At 47.9% G+C, this 19,428-nt stretch carries 10 protein-coding genes and 1 pseudogene; 1 reads left to right on the forward strand and 10 read right to left on the reverse strand.

The features are described 5' to 3' along the window. Positions 1-81: 81 nt before the first annotated feature. From BLR73_RS06585 to BLR73_RS06600, 4 genes are all read right to left on the reverse strand, one after another. Positions 82-1,725 (reverse strand): glycoside hydrolase family 43 protein, encoded by a 1,644-nt coding sequence (locus BLR73_RS06585; RefSeq protein WP_233456370.1) that lies wholly within the window; start codon positions 1,723-1,725, stop codon positions 82-84. 18 nt (positions 1,726-1,743) lie between these two features. Continuing rightward, positions 1,744-2,898: an alpha/beta hydrolase family protein gene (locus BLR73_RS06590; protein WP_233456371.1), complete on the reverse strand. Its 1,155-nt coding sequence runs from the start codon at positions 2,896-2,898 to the stop codon at positions 1,744-1,746. Next, entirely contained in the window at positions 2,874-4,193 is a 1,320-nt protein-coding gene (axe7A, locus tag BLR73_RS06595) for an acetyl esterase Axe7A (protein ID WP_338063370.1), read from the reverse strand. Before axe7A ends, BLR73_RS06590 begins: the two co-directional genes overlap by 25 nt. Positions 4,194-4,259: 66 nt before the next feature. Next, positions 4,260-6,365 (reverse strand): glycosyl hydrolase 53 family protein, encoded by a 2,106-nt coding sequence (locus BLR73_RS06600; protein ID WP_091860384.1) that lies wholly within the window; start codon positions 6,363-6,365, stop codon positions 4,260-4,262. 129 nt (positions 6,366-6,494) lie between these two features. On the opposite strand from BLR73_RS06600, the gene BLR73_RS06605 reads away from it, so the two are divergent. After that, positions 6,495-7,367, forward strand: coding sequence for a hypothetical protein (locus BLR73_RS06605; RefSeq protein WP_091860387.1), 873 nt, complete (start codon positions 6,495-6,497; stop codon positions 7,365-7,367). Here the strand turns inward: BLR73_RS06605 and BLR73_RS06610 are convergent, their stop codons facing one another. From BLR73_RS06610 to BLR73_RS06635, 6 genes and pseudogenes are all read right to left on the reverse strand, one after another. Continuing rightward, positions 7,368-9,419 (reverse strand): glycoside hydrolase family 43 protein, encoded by a 2,052-nt coding sequence (locus BLR73_RS06610; RefSeq protein ID WP_233456372.1) that lies wholly within the window; start codon positions 9,417-9,419, stop codon positions 7,368-7,370. A 104-nt stretch (positions 9,420-9,523) separates the two neighbouring features. Next, positions 9,524-10,573, reverse strand: a complete 1,050-nt coding sequence (locus tag BLR73_RS06615) for a family 43 glycosylhydrolase (RefSeq protein ID WP_091860392.1) — start codon at positions 10,571-10,573, stop codon at positions 9,524-9,526. 4 nt (positions 10,574-10,577) lie between these two features. Continuing rightward, positions 10,578-12,353: a glycoside hydrolase family 43 protein gene (locus tag BLR73_RS06620; protein WP_091860395.1), complete on the reverse strand. Its 1,776-nt coding sequence runs from the start codon at positions 12,351-12,353 to the stop codon at positions 10,578-10,580. Between the two features lie 459 nt (positions 12,354-12,812). Beyond that, positions 12,813-14,276: pseudogene (locus tag BLR73_RS06625) on the reverse strand (hypothetical protein); the annotation flags it as partial. Positions 14,277-14,319: 43 nt separating this feature from the next. After that, entirely contained in the window at positions 14,320-16,068 is a 1,749-nt protein-coding gene (locus BLR73_RS06630) for a RagB/SusD family nutrient uptake outer membrane protein (RefSeq protein ID WP_091861253.1), read from the reverse strand. Positions 16,069-16,105: 37 nt separating this feature from the next. Next, complete coding sequence (locus tag BLR73_RS06635) at positions 16,106-19,321, reverse strand: SusC/RagA family TonB-linked outer membrane protein (RefSeq protein WP_091860399.1); 3,216 nt, start codon at positions 19,319-19,321, stop codon at positions 16,106-16,108. Positions 19,322-19,428 lie beyond the last annotated feature (107 nt).

The following is a 19,428-nucleotide window of genomic DNA, read 5'->3' on the forward strand; positions in this document are numbered from 1 at the left end:
TTTGACGTGCAAACGTTTGCATAACAAAAAAGGGCTTGCATCCCATAGATACAAGCCCACACCTTATTATATATAAGCACCTTATGGTGTTACCCTAATCCAGTCGGCATCCAGATTGCCACGATCGGATTTAGCATTATCATCTACAGATACATAACCGAACTTAGCGCCAATCCATTTGCCCTCGCGCATCTGGAACTCAGTACCACAGGATTTGAACTTCTTGCCATCCAGACTGTAGGCGAACTTCAACTTAGAGTTATCTACACTCAGGCGGAGATAGATATCCATGTGGATAGCTGGTTTGTAATCGATCTTATCCTCGGCTGAGGGTTTCAGGGTTGCAATCAGCTGTTCAGTTTGTGGATTACCTTTATCGGCAGCCTTACAGGTGAGTTGCAGTAGCTGAAACTGCTTACCCACACGCTTTACTACCAACGCCGAATAGTCGAGGCCCATCATAATGAGGCCTCCCATCTGTCCTTCAGCTTTCGAAGTAAAGCGGATTTTGGTGGTAACGGTAAACTTATCGGCAGGCGTTTTCTGGAGCAACAGATTGGGCACCTCCCAGAAGTTCACGAAGTTATCCGAGAGTTTATAATTATAGATACGATAGGTGCCAAAGGCGGTGGGCATACCGAATTTCTCATCGTAGTTGGCATGCCATTGCCACTGCAGACCTAACTTGTTACTATTAAACTCATCGCTTTCAACAGGATTAACCACCAGTGTTGAACTGCTCTTTGGTTTCTTATAGGTAGTTACAGGCTCACCCTTATTACCCATGATGGGCCAACCTGTACTCCAATCAACGGGATTCAAGTGAACCACGCGACCATAAGCCTCTTTATCCTGAAAATGCAAGAACCAATCCTCGCCGTATTTGGTATGTACCCAACCACCCTGATGAGGGCCGTTGATAGTAGTCTTGCCCTGAGCTAATACTATCTTATGCTCATAAGGACCATAAGGGCTGCGACTACGCATGGCCAACTGGAAACCAGTAGGCACGCCACCAGCTGGACACATAATCCAGTACCAACCATCGCGTTTGTAGAACTTGGGCCCCTCACAAGTACGATTCTCAGTGCCGTTGCCATCAAAAACAATCACAGGCTGGCCAATGACACGAGTGCCATCAGCTGATAATTCGCGCACCGTGAGTACCGATGCAAACTTTGAACGACTGTTGGCCCATCCGTTCACCAGATAGCAGCGGCCATCATCGTCCCAAAGCGGCGTGGTATCGATATACCCCTGCCCTTTAATCACACAAACGGGAGCCTCCCACTTGCCGGCAGGATCCTGTGTTTTTACCATATACACACCAAAGTCGGGATCGCCCCAATAGATATAGTACCAACCAGCATGATAGCGAATACTAGGCGCCCAAACGCCTGCACCATGACGAGGCGAACAAAAATGCTCGAGCAAAGCCTCATCGCCCTCGTACAGATTACCTAATGCATAATTGATAATCTCCCAGTTTACCAAATCCTTGGAGTGCAGGATGGGCAGACCAGGCACGCACTGAAACGACGAAGCCGTCATGTAATAATCCTCGCCGCTGGCACCCACGCACACATCGGGGTCGCTATAATCAGCATTAATCACAGGATTGGTGTAGGTGCCATCGCCATTTTCGGGGCACCACACCTTCGACACATACTGAGCCGAAGCTAAAAGAGGCAGGCAGACAACTGCCATTAAAATCGTTCTTTTCATATTTAAGTAGTTTCCTTTTTATAAGTGTTTCTTGAAGAATTCGAGCACACGCTGCTGGGCTTTCAGACCACAGCTGTGGGGGATATCCCAGAGTTCGGTTTCCAGTTTATCGTCGGCTCCCTGACTTTGCCAGGTGTTATGCATGATGGAAAAGGCCTTTTCGACACCAGGCACAGGGAATAGTTTATCCTGTTTACCATTGATAAAGAGCATGGGTTTAGGGCAGGCAATACTGGCCACATGGGGATAATCCATCCAGCGACGCAAACCTGGAAAACAGTTGGCAAAGCCGCCATTCTCGGTTCGATCGTACTTAAACGACAGCTGTTCATCGGCTGTAACCATCCAGCATACCGAGGCACTTACTTTGATGCGATCGCTGAGTGCAGCCAACATCCAGGCACGATAGGCACCCATTGACCAACCTGTACAACCAATCCTCGAGGCATCTACCTCAGGCATCTGCGCTAAGAACTCGGTACCAGCGATATCGTCGTAGGTCATCCAGGCCGAAAGGTCGATGCCATACAGCATCATATTGCCTGCTATCATATCGTATCGGTCGCGGCGCGGTCCTTCTTTCTGTCCGCGTTCTCCCCACATCGGGGCATCGGCCGAGAAAACTACATAGCCCTGCCTGGCCAGATAATCGCCAAAGAACTGGCCTTCGTAACCAGCCAGCCACTCCTCAGCATCTTTCACTACCGCTTTATCCTCACAGGATAGCGGACGTATCATCTTCTCCTTACCTATATATAAATGGGCACCATGATCGTGCAACAGATTGATGGCAGGAAATGGACCTTTACCATCAGGAATCAATACATAAGCTGGTACGGTGTAATATTGCGATAAACGGATTTCTATCTTCCGGGCCTTATAGCCATCGCGCTGTTCCTCGAACAGCACCTTAGTCTGATAACCATCGACAGATGGTGGCGGTGGCATCAGCATGCAGTCGAACACCTTTTGGCGCGCCACTTTCTTCCATTTTGCAAACTTCTTAATGCCACTATTTTCCCAAGCCAAGGGATAATCGAAATGGGCAATTAGCGAGTCGGCATACACAGGCAGATTACGCATAAACTCGTACTTAGCACGTTTCTGCGCCGGCACATTGGGGCAGCAGAACATAAGCAATACAATAATTAATGCATTTGTTTTTTGAGCCATACCATTTGATTAAAATTAGTATTTTCAGTTGTCCAATGCTCATTGATGGGGGTAATGAGTGCATCTTTGGGTGCTGTTATCAGATTCCAGACAATATAGCTGGTAGTTGGCGGACACACATTATCATTATATCCCCAAGTGATATAAACCGGACAGGTAATACGACGGGCAAAGTTTACTACATCGTAATAAGCCATAGTGTTAACCTTTTCGGGAGTGAACATATTCTTCAATCGGTTAAAATGAGGATAGCCACCAGCACGGTTATCCAAGTAGCCGGCCATATCACTTAAAGCAGGATGGTTGGCAACACAGGCTGTTACACGAGGATCGAGACCTGCCGTAACGAGCGAAAGGGCACCACCCTGACTACCACCTTGTACAAACACATTCTTGCCATCCCAATCGGGGAGCGACGTCAGGTAGTCGATAGCTCGCACACATGCCACATAAACATGCTTCATGTAATAGTTGTCGCGATCGTCGAGTCCATTGGTAAGATAACCGTTTTCGTAATCAAAAGCAGTGGTTATCTCCTTAAACTGTTCGTCGGTCATCTCTGGATTCAGACCATGAATCTCCATCTCCAAACGGATAAAGCCGTTCTTGGCATAGTAAGTGCTACGCATGGGCTCCTTGATGGTTTTGATGCCAGCGCCTGGAGGACAGAGTACAACGGGATACTTGCCTGCCTTTTTGGGTTTGGTAAGATAGCCATAGATGCTATGACGACGATCGGTCTTAATTTTCAGGAGATAGCAATCAAACTCGTCGGTAGTGTATTTCTCTACCTTATTACAACTTACCGAGACAGGCGTTTTGCGAGCCTCATCAAGGTTTGCCTTCCAGAAAGCATCGAAATCTGCGGGATTCTTGGTGTAGGGTTTCAGTTGCTCAGGCGAGAAACCAACCTTTACATGATGCTGATACTTGCCATCAACGCTCAATCGCAAATCAAGAAAACCAGGTTTCTTCATCGTACCCATGTCAATCACGGCACGACCATTCTTCAGTAATACCTTTCCCGACGATGTAGCCGGCATCATATCAGGCCCAATCTCATAAGTCACCTCTACATTCTGTGGCATGCCATACTTACAGAACGACACTTCGACCTTAGCACGCTCACCAGTCTTATAGAGCCAATCGGCATGATTGGGCACCGTAAGCCACAAATAATCAGCACGATAGGGATAATTCTCGGCCAAAGCAGTAGCCATACTGCCTAACACAAAAAACAATGTAAATAGTAATTTCTTCATTTCTGTAGTTTGTTTGGGTGCAAAGTTAAACAATTATTTTTATTAATTCAAAAAATCGACTACAAAGACAACAAAAAAATGTTACCGTCACGTAAAGCCCTAAAGGGTAACGATAGTACATTCTACATCTTCTTTATTAGTTGAATATCCAATATATAAGTTTTGATGATATGCAATGGCCTTGGGGTAGCTATATCCCAAGGTTTTATATTTTCCCTCATAACGTCGTGGTGGCAAATCGTTTAGTGAGCCACTACGCAACAAGATGGCCTTATCGAACTTTATGCCATCGTTACTCAAATGCAGCACGAGCGGCCAGCGACGTTTGGCAGGAGCAGGACAGCTAACCATATACGAGGTGCCATCGGGTAGATTACCTGCACATTGTTTGGTACGCCCATCTGGAATAGTTGTGCATTCAGGTCTTGTCCATGTTTCTCCCTTATCCTTACTTATAGATACTAATTTACGGAAACTGCTGCTCTGGTCACGGAACAGCATCACAATGGTGCCATCGGGCTGTACGTACTGACTGGGCTCAATCTCTCGCGATGTTTTGCCCAAGTCTTTGTATTCAAACAGTCCTTTACGCCAACCGCTTATACCTTTCGGATCATCGGTATAAACAGGACATACATGTAATCCTGGCATAAAGTGAGTAGCTCCCACTAAACGTCCATCTGGCAAACGATAAGGATCTTGCTCTAACACACCATCCATCTCGCTGCCATCGGCCATTCTTACTGGTAGCATTGGGCTCCACGAGAGTCCGTCGGTACTGGTAATATAGCAAGTCTTTCCGCCTCGTGGCGAAAGTCCCTTCTGCCAAGTATCAATAAAAGCCAGTAGCGTATCGCCGTTTACCAGCCAACCGCCTGATGTACAACAACAATCCTGATTAGGTGCAGCCAGTACCATGGGTTTGCTCCACGAGTTACCTTCGTCGCTACTGATGCTATAAAGCACACGGGTATCGTCGCTATCCTCATCCTTTGGTGAGCTTTGCCACATGCAGTACAGTTTGCCCTTAAACGCGGCTAACACTACGCCGTTTGCATAGTGATCGGACTGCTCATTAGCCTTAAATACCGTTACGGTTTTTACGTTAGCAGCCGGTTTTAACCCTACAGCTTCGTGCTTGGTAGTATCAATCACGCCATCTGGGATATATGGCATTTGTTTTTCTTCAGTAAAGGCCTCCATGATGGCTGTAGGCGCGGCGTTGCTGTTAAAGGCGCCAAGCTTATAGCCACCAGGCAGGCACTGGGGCTCCCAATAGAACACACCACGGCAACGGCCATTGGTTTCGTTACGAGCCTCGCGAATCACACGGGTTAGCTGGCGGCGCCCCTCGTCCATCTTTTCTGGGTGCTGCTCATCTACCTCAAAACCCGTTTCTACTATCATCACATCGCAGCCGTATTTTTCGCTACAATGGCGGATGTTCGCCATACAGTCGGTGATAATGCCATCGGGATTTAGTTCGGGATGATCCTGCATGGCCCAGTAGGGATAGAGCGACATGCCTATCATATCAAACTTACCACCATACTTCTTCACAATATCCAGATTATAATCGTAAAGGCTCTGCAGGTGGCCGCGATCCAGATGCACAATAACAATGGCTTGAGGGAACACCTTCTTCACAGCATCGTAGCCAGCACGGATGAAGCCAGCATACTGTTTGGGATTCTGCTCAATATGCCCCATGGGCCAGAGCATGCCGTTGGCCGTCTCATTACCCACCTGCACCCAGCGTGGCTCTATGCCATTGGCCTTGAGTAGCGAGAGCACATCGATGGTATGTTCGCGCACATCTTTCTTCATCTGCTTGTAACTATGCTCTTTCCATGCCTCGGGGATAGGCTGCTTGGCAGGATCGGCCCATGAGTCGCTATAATGAAAGTCAACCATCAGGTCCATACCTAATCCCTTGGCACGCTTGGCCATAGCAAGCAACTCATGCTTATCGTTCATGCCGCCGCGTGGGTTCACCCACACTCGCATACGGATAGCCTTCATCTGATAGTCGGTCTTCAACAGTTCCAAGCATTCTCGTTCCTTTCCATCACGGTCGTGAAATTTTACACCATGTTTTTCCTGACCTGTGAGAAATCCCACATCGGCCCCTTTTACAAAGTCATTCTGCGCAAAAACACTCTGCGAAACGAGTGCCATAAACATCGATACAAGCAGTAGTTTCATAACATTTAGTTTATTTTTCTGTTGCAAAAATAGGACATTTTCTGCAAAACGCAAACACTTTACCCTAAAAATGATGGTAAAAACCTGTTATTTTAAAAATATGTTGTATATTTGCAGCCAAGAAGTAATATGATTATGTTTAAACGTGCTATCTATAAAACAATACTTATAGCACTGCTGATGCTTTGGCAAACTACAGCATTGGCAGCAAACCTAATTAGCAATACCAACGAGAAAACCGACTCGACACAGTTGGTTATTAAACTCGATGCGGCATATAAATGGGTGGGCGAACATCTCGACTCGCTGGCAGACTCGTATCTGGCAAAAAGTGGCAATATTCTCGACCCCGACAATGTACGCGAGGAATTAAAATGCATTGGCTACAACGGACTGAACGTTACCGATTATATCATGGCCAGCCGACAGATAGACAGTTTGGTATTAGCCAGACTGATTGACCGTGCTGAGGCCGAAGGCAACAAGACCATCTTTTTTATGATGGGATCGACAGCATCTGGCAAATCTACTGCTTTGAGGAATAATCCCAAACTGAAAGCGCTAGCCCATAGTGCAGGATTGGTGTACGATGGTGCTTTTATCAGTATTCCATCATTCGAGAGTCGCCTAAAAATGGTACAAGACCGTGGGTTTAAAGCCAGCATCGTGTTTGTGCACAACGATCCGGTAACAGGATTCACGAATATGATTAACCGCTTAATCAGGTCGAATCGTGCCATGAGTCACTATTACTATGTGTATTGTTATCCGCTCTTTAAGGGGCGCATTGCCTATCTGCTGAAAGAGCATCCCGACATCACGCTCTATTGCTTGGATAACAGTCATAACAAGGGTGGCGTGCGCGTTAGCATCGAAGAGGCGCTGACGTGGGATTACACCATCACCGAGGAGGTTGAAAACAAACTCAACGACATCATGCAGGAGTTTATCAGCTCAGGCAAACTCACCCCCGCCCAAATCCAAGCCCTCATCGCAAAATAATTACTCCCAACGGAATACGGCGCCATTGCGACGGGCTGGGTCGGCACCAGCGAAGTCCATCGAATAAGGACTGCCTGTGGTGGGACTTTTACCGATGTAGCGGTGGGTGCGCATAGAAAGGAGCATAAACTCGTGGTTGAGATAATCCTGCCATAGGAACACCTCGGCTTTCGAAGCATCGGTAGTCAGGCGTACATCGCCCGGAATACCAAAGCCCGAGCACCATACGTAGCGACCATCTTCGCACTGCAGAATAACCTTTCCCTGACCTTTATCGATGATACGGAAACGTGTTTGTAGACTCTTGTCGGCCTCATCGGTATCGTAAAGCAAGCCATGCTTCTGGGCGATAGCAGGTTTGCCCGTGGCTAAATTAATGATGCGAAACGACTTGCCGTATGGGATATTCTGACTGCGATCTGCCTGCGGTTCTACTACCTTAAAATTGTCGAACTCGGCATAACCACCCTGTTTGCCCTTATGATTAAAGGCGAAAAGGGCATGGCGCGAGCCCTGGAACGAGATAAGCTGATAGCTAAGAGGCATTTCGCGACCTAACTGCTGATAGGTGTTACCATCGAGCGAATACTCGTAATGAGCCTGATTGTTATCGTAATCACCAACCATGCGCAGCCATAGCTTCCCGGCATTCACTTCTTGATTGATGGTATCGTTGGTGGCTTGCTCGTAGCAGCGGAGTGTAAGGGTATTACCATCTTTTACAATGCCTATCCACGAGCAGGGCACGTTGATATTGCCAAGACCTGCCACATCGCCATCTTTCAAACCTTTGGTAAAGAGCTCGACAGTGGTGATAGACGTAGGACCGATGACACGCTGAGTGAGCGAGTTACGTGCCCACATCAGCTGTTCGGCAGGCATCGACTGAAGACGCAAGCGGCCTTTCTTCAACCCCCACTTAGTATCATCGGGGTTGTGATTCCACTGCCATACGTTACCCAGCTTTGCCGAATTAAAATCATCGTTACGAAGATATGGAGCATGTGCTTTTATGTTGGTAGCGATGTTGGGTTTGAACCAGGTACGTGGAGCGCGACCAAGGTTGCCTTCGAGGCCTATCATAGGCCAGCCATCTTTCCAGGTGATAGGCGCTAAGGTGACAGTACGTCCGATGCTATGGAAGTCCATCATGAGCAGAGCCCACCACTGACCGCTCTGATCTTGTACGATTCCACCCTGATGGATGTTCGTGCAGGCTGTGGCATCCTTGTCAACCTGGGGGATTCCGAACTTAGTGCCATCCTGACCAATACGATACTTCTCGCCGCGTGGCACCTGCGTAAGCGGTGCTGCATGATAGCCAAAAGTCTCATCGGCCGTGATGGTGATGGTTTCGTAAGGTCCCCAGATACTTTTCGAACGACTGCAAAGTGTGCGGCCGTTAGGTATATAATCAGTCGAGATAAGATAGTACATCCCACCTATCTTATATATATGGTGTCCCTCGCCCACGGCACTCCCCTCAGGGATGATGGTGCACTCAGTGCCCTCGATAGGACCACTCATATCGGGTTTCAACTCGGTACACTTCACCTCCCCATAGCCATGGATGGCATAAATCTTACCATCATCATCGAAGAGCACAGAGAGGTCATAGATACGTCCCTGCATGTTATGGTGCTGCCAAGGGCCGCGGATATCCTTTGCGGTGTAGCACTGCAGCCCCTTACCATTGATATTGGTAAACACATAAAACTGGCCATTGGCATAGCGGATGGCCGGTGCCCAAACACCCTGACCGTAGATTTCTTTGTGGTTTTTGAGTGAGAAAGCATCGTCGGCAAAGTCGAAACGATCAAAGCAATACGAGATATTCTCCCAGTTAACCAAATCCTTGGAGTGCAGAATCACCAGACCAGGCACGGTATGCATGGTGGTACCAGCCAGATAGTAGTCGTCGCCCACACGCAGAATGTCGGGATCGGAAAACTCATCGTAGAAAAGCGGGTTGGTAAATGTGCCATTACCGTTATCGGCCGTCCACGACTGGGCGAAAGCCGAAGTAAAAGAAAAGTGAAAAGCGAAAAGCATTGTTATCGCCTTTAACCAAACATTACTGCAAAAATCTTTATTTCTAACTAACTTATAACTAACTATGGGGAACATAACTCTTCACTTTATCACTTTTCTTTTCATTATTCCAAAGTCGGCCATCCGTCAGGCGTCCAACTGATAGGACGCTGGATGAGAATAGATGCTCCTTGGTGAGCAATGCTATAGCCGTGACAGATAAAAACATCCTGACCATCGATATGGTAAGCTGCACAATGACCAGCAGCCTCGAACGCCTTTTTATCGCCCTCGATAAAGAGGTTGCCACCACCATAGCGCATATCAATGCCATGACGGTCGAGATACGGACCATCGATGGTTTTGCTACGACCTACCACTACACGATAATTGCTCTTGCTACCCTGACAACAATAATCCCACGATACAAACAGATAATAGTATCCTGCGTGTTTGAAGATAAATGGAGCTTCGATGGCATTTGGTCCGGCAAAGTCGGACGTTGGATTCTTGGGTGGATTAGGATTGATGGGCAGCGCATTCTTGCTGGCGTTACTATCCAAGTTAAACCTGCGGGCGATGGTACGAGGCTTTTTGCCCTTGGCAATATGCATGGTGGTATCGAGACGAGCCAGTTGGATACCATCCCAGAAAGAGCCCCATACCAGCCAAGGCTGATCCTGGTCGTCGATCACAAAGTTAGGATCAATGGCATTCCAGTTGTCACGACCTTCGCGCGAAGTAACGATACAGCCCTCATCGTTCCACAAGCCAGAAGCCAGCTTCTGGGTAGAGAGCAGTCCGATGGTCGAACCATTCTTACCAAAAGTAGAGCAACTGTATGAGAGCCACCATTTGCCATGCCACTGAATCACATCGGGTGCCCAGACATGCTGCTGGAAGCCTGGTACGGAATCGTGGGTCCACTGAGGAATGACCGACATGACAGGCTCTGTGTGTACTGTCCAGTTCTTGCGATCGACAGATGTCATTTTTTGGATACCCATGCCTGTGGCAAAGAAATAATAAGTACCATCCTCGTAGGCCATCACAGGGTCGTGCACCATGGGTGTGTCGGTAACAAAAGGCATACGCTGCTTGGGGTGCTGCTGTCCATAAACCGCCAGGTTTGCACTCAGGACTAACAGCATCAACGAGACAACTGTTTTTCTCATATTCTTATTTTACTATGTATTTTTTACCGTTCTGGATATAGATTCCTTTACGTTGTGGATTGTTTACGCGGCGACCTTGCATATCATAGATAGCCCCATTCTGGCGTATATTGTCAGATAGCGTTTGGCTGATGCCAGTGGTTTCGCTATACTTATAGCCCCAGATGGTAACACCATCATCGGCCAAAGCCGTGAATGCAGGTGTCTTATCGTCGCTAAATGTTTTATTCTCCAAGTTCTGTTCTACCATCACACCTTTATAAACGGTTGAACCCAACGTGATGGTGATGTACGAGGTGCCCTCGTTAATACTCCAAGTACCACTCTGACTGCCACTTATGCTACCATCGGCATTGAGTTGGATTTCTACGGGGGTAACCAGTTCCTTGGTAGTGTGATTCAGGCGATATTTATGTATCAACAGCTTGTAACCTCCAGGAACTTGGGCTGTTGCTATCTGCTGAGAGGTAGCAATATCGACACTCTTTACCTGCTCGCCAGTATACTCGAATGGAGCTGCTACCAGCCAACCATCCTGGTTCTGGAACACTTGATGCACACGCACCTGATGGTTCTCGCCAGAATTCTGGAAACGGGTATGATAAACCAGATAGGTACGGCCATCTTCGGCAGCAAGGATAGAGTTGTGACCCTGCGAGCGCTCTGAGAGATTTCCTGTAGCCATGTTGCCCCAATCGCCATAAGCACCAAAGATGTTCACACCACGATCGGTTTTTGACTGCGGACCGAAATCGACCATAAAACTCTGGAAGATAGCATCCTTGCCCTCAGTATCCAGATAAGGACCATCGGGTTTCTCAGAACGGAACACACGCATCTGGTAACCGCCATTGTTATAGTCGCTGGCCACACCACCTGCAGCCAGTCCGCCGTAGGTTACAAACAAGAAGTAATAGTTACCGATATGCTCGATGTACGAGGCTTCGCCCGACACATAGAAACCGCCAGCAACTTTCTTGCCGAAATAAGGGTCGACAGTTACACCATCGCCAGCACCGGTCAGGGTATATTCTACATCGTAGTCACGCAAACCAGTATTCTCATCAAGTTCGAGCATCCATATACCACCACTCCACGAGCCGTACGACATCCACAGCTTGCCATCCTCGTCGTAGAATACACAGGGATCGATGCAGTTGGGATAACGTTTGCCCCAGTTGCTGCCCACAGCATAGCGACCTGGCAACGAAGCCTGAGTGCCGATGGCCACTTCAAGATCGGTATCCTTATAGGATGTGCCGGTATGGAAACCACTCATCACCACAGGAGCCTGATAAAGGTAGGGACCTTCGATATTGTCGGCTGTAAGCAGAATGATGCTCGAATACCAGTTATCGCCATTCACACTAAGGTACATACACCATTTTTTCATGGCTTTATTCCAGATAACATCTGGCGCCCACATGTTGCCATCAACATTATAACTGGTACTACCACGCTTAGCCCAAGCTGTAGCACTGAATTTTGGCAACGACACAGTTGCACCGCCTTTCTTAACGGTAGTTACTGCGGGGGTTGTAAAGGCTGCACTGTTGGCTGCATTCTGACTGGATGCTGTGGCCCAAGGAGCCGTAAACGCTGTCCAGTTCATCAGATCGGTAGTTTTTGCCGCCGCACGGTGCGAACCGAAAATGTAGTACGTCTGGGACGCTGGCTCCCACACGATGCTTGGGTCGTGTACGCTTACTCGCTTCAGCGTGTACGCCATAGCACCCATGGGAACCAGTGCAGACAGTAATATATACAGATACTTCTTCATCAATTTAAATTATTCGAAAATCAAGTGACTGCCATCTACAGTGAATCGGAAATAGAGATCGCTGCTGATGGGGCTGATACCAATGTAATCCTGCTTATAGGTCTTGCCATCGCTACCTGCCATCACACACTTCACATCGGCCGAACCGCCCTTGTTAGTAACAGAAACGGTTACCATAGCCTCGTCCATAGCCTTGAGCCATGCACCCCAGTCGCTCTGACCACCACTTGGTGTGCAAGCACCATAGCTGTCGCCCCAGCCATAGTTGTCGGCACGTACCACACCATACTCGTTGGTACCATCGCTGGTAAGAACTACACAGAAGTTATTCCAGTTGTTCTGGAGGTTTGTAAAGTTCTTGATGCGTGTGCTAACGGTATAGCCCGAAGGTACGTTGAAGTCCTGAGAGTGAGCACCCCAGAAGGCTGTAGAGTTATCCTCGGCACCAACCACATCATCGAACTCAAGATGGCTACCATCCACGGTAAAGCGGAAGTAGAAGTCGTCGGAGTTAATCTTGATACCCTTATACTCCTGTGTATAGGTAACGCCGTTGTTGCCAACCATCACAGCCTTCACATCGGCAGAACCGTTACCATGGTTAGTAACATAGGTAGTAACCTTGGCACCATCCATAGCCTTGAGCCATGCACCCCAGTCGCTCTGACCACCAGAAAGTTCGAGGGCGGCATTATTCTCATAGCCTGCACCCCAACCATAGTTATCGGCACGTACTACGGCATACTCAGAATTATCGGCAGCACAGAGAACAACGCAGAAGTTGTTCCAGTTGTTCTGACCATTGGTATAGTTGGTAAAGCGCGAAACAAACGTTTCCTTAGCACCAACCTTGATATTCTCAGAATGAGCACCCCAGAAGGCAGTCGTGTTATCGGTAGCACCAATGCTGGTGTACATCTTATCAACCACCTGGAATGAAGCGTATGCGATAATAGGATTAGCAGCCTCGCCCTTATAGGTCTTGTTGTAAACGGCCACCAGCGTCTTACTGCCCAACTGATCCATATTTGGAATAGCCTGGAAGGTAAGATCCTTGGCTGTAACCTCCTTAGATACACCCTGCTCGAACTGAACTGTAGCAGTAACATTAGCAAAGGCATCGGCAGCCTCGGTACCCTGCAGCACCTTCTTGGGCACACCATTCAGTGTCATCGAAAGTGGCTGCTTATCCTCCTTAGAGGTAAAGCCACCGATAGGCTCGATGGTAGAACCCAGCCAGCTAATATAAGAACCCTCGGGAACCAGGAATGCGCGGATAGTGCCGTTAGAGGCATCAGCATTCAGGTTAACCAGAGCCGAAGTCTGGTTATAGGTCTTTGTAACCACGCCATTAGTCATGGTAACCACCAATCCACCATTGGTACGGTCGATAGTGAGTGTTACCTTACCACCTAACTTATCAACACCAGTATCGGTATCGGTAGCAAACTCCAAGTCGCTCGATGCCAGACTACGGTCGATATAGTCACCCCACTCAGAGTTACCACTGGGCTGATAGTCGTATCGGATAGCACCATACTCCTTATAGTTGCCAGCACCACGATCCTCGTCGTTAGTAATAATCATGGCAAAGTTCTTATAAGTGTTAGAGGCACTGGGATTGATATTCAGGTTGAACTGAGCAATCCACTTGCCGCCTTCGGGAATCTGATAGTACTTAGAGAACTGAGCCCACCAGCCTGTAGAGTAATCGGTAGCACCAACGGTGTACACATCCTCCTCCATACCTTCAATCACATCGTCGCCCTGATTCTTAGCCTTTTCGGCAGCAATAGAATCAGCCTTTGACGAAAGCCAATCGGGTGCATTGATGCTGAACAAATCACCACCTTCGCAACCTGTCAGCGTGAGCAAGCTCAAGGCAGCCGAACAGATGACTGTTGCTATTTTATTGTATTTCATAATCTTATAGTTTTTACTTTTTTACCTTTTTCTTATTTACCTTTTATTTGAGGTTCACCACAGGATGAACAGGGCCGTAAAGTTTATCGGCATTGCTCTCGCTCTTGTTGGCTGAGTTACCAACCAGGTTGGGGTTATCATTCAGTGTTCCCTGATAGATGGGGAAGAACTCATGACCCTGGATCCAACTGTCGTACGAACTCTTGAGCTCAGGATCGAGACCTACCTCGGCATAGCTTACAGGCTCTTTTACACGGGTCTTGTCGTTGGTACGACGGAAGGTGCCATGCTCCTTAATCTGCTGCAGACGATCGGCGCTGTAGAAGAAGCCCCAGCGAACGAGGTCGAAACCACGACCGAACTCACAACCAAACTCCTTAGGACGCTCAACGTTAGCAATCTGCTCGAACAGCTTATCGGCATTGCCAGAGAAATCAGCTAGCTTCAGATCGGCCAAACCGGCACGGTTACGAACCTGGTTAATCCAGTCGATAGCCTGCTGTGTAGGACCATTTACCTCGTTCTCGCACTCAGCAGCACGCAGCAGTACATCAGAGTAACGCATCATTCGCAGGTTGATACCGCAGTGCAGACCTGTTACCACCTTATCGTAAAGACCAGTACGCAGGTTGGTATTCTTAGCAATAGGCAGTCCACCATTGTTGTTATTGGTTACCACGGGGGCATCGGCTGTCATAGGCACGGTATAGCAAACGTTACCATACTCAAAGCCATCCCACTCGGGCTCGTAAGTACCGATGGTCCAATACAGGCGTGGATCGAGCGAACCACTGGTGGTCTTCTCAGACTTAAAGAGCTGATAGAGCCATGGAGAGGCAGAAAGGTCGGCCCATCCACCCATGTCACCAGGACCAAAGTTACTCTCAACGGCATGACCCTGAGTAGCGTTAGGACTGGTGTTTACAGGTGTCCACTCGTCGTCGGTACCCTGTGAGCCGTAATCCAGATACTGAATCTCGAACAGGCTCTCAGCATTGTTCTCATAAGCAGAGCCCTCGCGGAAGTTATCGCCATAGTTCTTCATCAACTCATAGTGACCATACTTTCCGCCAATGATATCCTTCAGTACGGCAAGAGCCTCGCTGTACTTATGACGCATCATCAGTGCACGGGCATAATAGCCGGCAGCAGCACCGTTGGTAGCACGGCCCAGCGCCCACTGACTGCCTGCATCGCGACTGGGCAGCAGGGTCATAGCCTCGGCAAAGTCCTTCTCTACCTGATCCCAAGCCTCATCGTAGGTGCTGTTAGTACCATAAAGACCATCGAGTGTAGAATAGGTATTATAATCGGTAATCAGAATAGGGTTCTGATAGTAACCAGTCAGGTTATAGTAAGCCAGACCGCGCAGGAACAGCATCTGTCCCTTGATGCGCTTCATAGTCTCAGAAAGAACTGAGTTATCCTCGCCACAACGAGTAATAGTGTAGTTACATACGTTGATGGTGTAATACCAGTCACGCCATGACCACTGACCAATCTCGTCGGTGAAAGGTGCATTCAGGTCATCGAAAGGCATATACCATACCTGCGATGAGTTCCAAACTTCATCACCACGACAAACGTCGAGTGTATAGCCCACACGGGCATAGGTGCCCTCCATACGGATGTGGTTGTAGGCAGCAATCACATTCTCCTCTAATGATTCGACATCGTTGCCGAATGTGGCTGTGGTTTGCTGGTTAGGGTTCGATACATCCAACTTGCTATCGCACGAAGCGAGAGTGCCAAGACCTACCAGTACAGCCAATGAAATTTTATGTAGTTTCATATACTTCAATTTATCAATTATTATATCAATGCTCATCTTAGAAAGTGAAATTCAAACCAGCCATAAAGCTTCTGGCAGTTGGGTACGAACAGTAGTTGAATCCAGGAGTGAAGGTACCACCGGCATAATCGACATTGTAACCCTTATAACCTGTGAAGGTGAAGAGGTTCTGAGCCGAAACATATACTCGTACACCAGTTACGTAGTTGGCGAACCACTTGTTAGGCAGGTTGCAGCCAAGCTCTACGTTAGCAATCTTCCAGTAAGCGGCATTCTGAATCTGGCGGCAGCTGAACAGGTCGTTCCAAGCCAAGGTTGCACTGTTAGAGAGGTAAGTACGGGGGATGTTTGATACGTAGGTACCACCGTCCCACTGGTTAGCAGCAAGAATATCAACACTCTTATTACCGTAGCCGTAGCTTGAATTCAGGGTGTTATAGAGATAATCGGTTACATGGTAACCAAGGGCACCGTAAGTTGAGATACTCAAATCGAAAATCTTGTACTCGAGGTGTGCACTCAGACCAAAGTTAACCTTTGGCAGACCGCTACCCAGAACTGTCTGGTCGTCGGCATTAATCTGACCGTCGCCATTTACATCGCGATAGTAGCAATCACCTACATGGGCACCTGGCTGATACTCTTCCAGACCTTGAGCCTGTGCAAGTGCGTTCAGCTGATCGAGCTGCTCCTGGGTACGGATAATACCCTGGTAATCCCAACCATAGAACTTACCAACTTCCTGACCAACCTCGGTGATATAAGAACCAGTGATATACTTCTCTGTACCGAAACCAAGCGATGTAACCTTATTCTTCAAGGTGCTCAGGTTAGCACTGATTTCGTGCTTCAGAGCGTGGTCGCGGTTACGATAGGTGAGTGAGAACTCGAATCCGCTGTTCTCCATCGAAGCGGCATTCATGGTTACTGAAGTGTTAGCCACACCTGCATTGGCAGGAACAGGCACGTTATAAAGCAGATCCTCTGACTTATTCTTATACCACTCGGCAGTAAACTCGATGCGGTTATTGAAGAAAGCCAGATCAAGACCTACGTTCATAGTCTTTCTCTTCTCCCATGTCAGGTTCTCGTTTACGAAAGTAGAAACAGCCGAACCAGTAACAGGCTGATTACCGAAGCTATAGGTCATGTTGTTACGAGCCATAGTTGCCTCGATGGCATAGTCGCCTACAGCAGCCTCGTAACCCAGCTCACCATAGCTGGCACGGAGCTTGAACATATTCACGATGTCGCGATTGATGGGGAAGAACTTCTCCTTATCGAAACGCCAACCAAGAGATACAGATGTGAAAGTATCCCAGCGGATATCCTTTGACAAACGAGAGCTACCATCGCGACGTACGATACCCGAAATGAGGTACTTGCCATCGAAGTCGTAGTTCAAACGAGCCAGGTAAGAAGCCAAAGTGTGCTTGTACTCATAGCTTTCGGCACTCCAAGAGCTGGCATTCTGCAGCTGCAGGAAGTAAGGCTGCGACAAGTTAACACCAGTAGCCGACTGTGTCTGGGTGTTCTCCTCCTGATAGGTCTGACCTACAACGATGTTAGCGTGATGCAGACCAATGGTACCATCGTAAGTAAGTGTATTCTCAATCAGTGCATCAGTGTACTTACGATGAGCCTTGGTAAGGCGCTCGTTCTCCTTAGCCAGATATACACGGTTACTCTGAATCCATGCAGGAATCCAGGTTTTATCATTACAAGATGTGGTGCTATATGACAGGTTGATCTTATAAGTGAGCTGATGATTCTTGCTCTTAATACCTACCATCGACAGCAGATCGACATCGGCAGAAGCGGTACCTACAAAACGATCGACGATGGTATTACGTGTAAGCATCTTATTTACCAGCAGTGGGTTCATAGCCGAGATATCGCCATGTACGGTATCATAGTAAACACCATAGCCATAAGCATCGTACTTGTAGCCACTGGCAGAGCCTACCACATCGTCGAGTACCCATGTTGAAGCGTCGTAAGCCTTAATGGTGGGCTGCATGTTAAGCACACCACCCAGCACGTTACCCAGATTACCATACAAACCCTGTACATACTCATTGGCATTAGATACTGCCAGGTTGTCCTGATCGGAGTGAGAATAAACCAGACTGGTACGGAACTTCACGAACTTTGTATCCATCGTGTTGTTAACACGAGCAGTATAACGCTCGAAGTTTGGACCAGCACCCTCGAGGGTACCCTTCTGATTATAGTAATCAAGACTTATATTATAGGTATTATTAATACCACCACCACTCAGGTTCACGCTGTGGTTCTGACGGATACCTGTCTTGAAGGCCTCGGCCAACCAATCGGTATCGGTATTATCGCGGAAATGATAGTAACCATCAGAACCCAAGCTATATCCACCGGGAACAGGAATACCAGCATTCTCGGCAGCAATACCCAGATAACGACTATACTGTTCGGCATTGGTCAGATCGTAAACACCTGTCTGGATCTTATCCACACCGAAATAGCCCTTATAATCTACCTTCAGTGGCTGCTCCTTCTTTCCGCCCTTGGTGGTGATAATTACCACACCGTTTGCAGCACGGCTACCATAGATAGCACCAGCAGAAGCATCCTTGAGTACCTGAATGGTCTCGATATCGTTTGGAGAGAAATCACGAATACTGGTACCTACGGGCACACCATCGATAACATAAAGAGGTGCTGTGCTACCAAAGCTACCGATACCACGGATACGTACCGTTGGGTCGGCACCAGGCTGACCATCAGAGGTAATCTGCACACCAGCTACCTTACCCTCGAGCATAGAAGAAATGTTAGAATGTGAAACGCGCTTCAACTCGTCGGCATTCACAATAGATACAGAACCTGTAAGGTCGGCTTTCTTCTGTACACCATAACCTACCACAACAACCTGGTCGAGCATCATGGCGTCGCTTTCCATTTCAATAGTTTCAATAATCGCGCGTCCGCGTACAGCTATTTCGCGATCTTTGTAACCAACATAGCTCACCACGAGTGTACCATTGGCAGGTGCATCGATGGTAAACTTTCCGTCGAAGTCGGTAATGACACCATTCTGTGCCCCCTTCAACTTCACTGTAGCACCAATGAGTGGTTCTCCCTCTTGGTCTACAACCTGGCCGCTAACCTTAATAGTTTGCTGTGCCACTAATGCCATGGCAGGCACCGGATAAGCCGACAGGCCGCCCAGCATACCTAACGCAAGCATCGCAGAGAATAATACATGTTTTCTCATTGCTAATTGTTTTAAGTTTTAATTTGAATTAGTTAAAATTTGAAATAATCTGGCGCAAAGATACTGATATATAATAATGCGATGGTGGACAAAACGATTAATAAGGT

It is taken from the genome of Prevotella sp. khp1 (assembly GCF_900102205.1).
Lineage (GTDB): Bacteria > Bacteroidota > Bacteroidia > Bacteroidales > Bacteroidaceae > Prevotella > Prevotella ruminicola.

Bases quoted from the DNA above. Each gene is read 5' to 3' on its own strand.
- BLR73_RS06635 (WP_091860399.1), bottom strand. From the start codon at position 19,321: ATGAGAAAACATGTATTATTCTCTGCGATGCTTGCGTTAGGTATGCTG.
- BLR73_RS06605 (WP_091860387.1), top strand. From the start codon at position 6,495: ATGATTATGTTTAAACGTGCTATCTATAAAACAATACTTATAGCACTG.
- BLR73_RS06610 (WP_233456372.1), bottom strand. From the start codon at position 9,419: ATGCTTTTCGCTTTTCACTTTTCTTTTACTTCGGCTTTCGCCCAGTCG.
- BLR73_RS06630 (WP_091861253.1), bottom strand. From the start codon at position 16,068: ATGAAACTACATAAAATTTCATTGGCTGTACTGGTAGGTCTTGGCACT.
- BLR73_RS06615 (WP_091860392.1), bottom strand. From the start codon at position 10,573: ATGAGAAAAACAGTTGTCTCGTTGATGCTGTTAGTCCTGAGTGCAAAC.
- BLR73_RS06590 (WP_233456371.1), bottom strand. From the start codon at position 2,898: ATGGCTCAAAAAACAAATGCATTAATTATTGTATTGCTTATGTTCTGC.
- BLR73_RS06600 (WP_091860384.1), bottom strand. From the start codon at position 6,365: ATGAAACTACTGCTTGTATCGATGTTTATGGCACTCGTTTCGCAGAGT.
- BLR73_RS06585 (WP_233456370.1), bottom strand. From the start codon at position 1,725: ATGAAAAGAACGATTTTAATGGCAGTTGTCTGCCTGCCTCTTTTAGCT.
- BLR73_RS06620 (WP_091860395.1), bottom strand. From the start codon at position 12,353: ATGAAGAAGTATCTGTATATATTACTGTCTGCACTGGTTCCCATGGGT.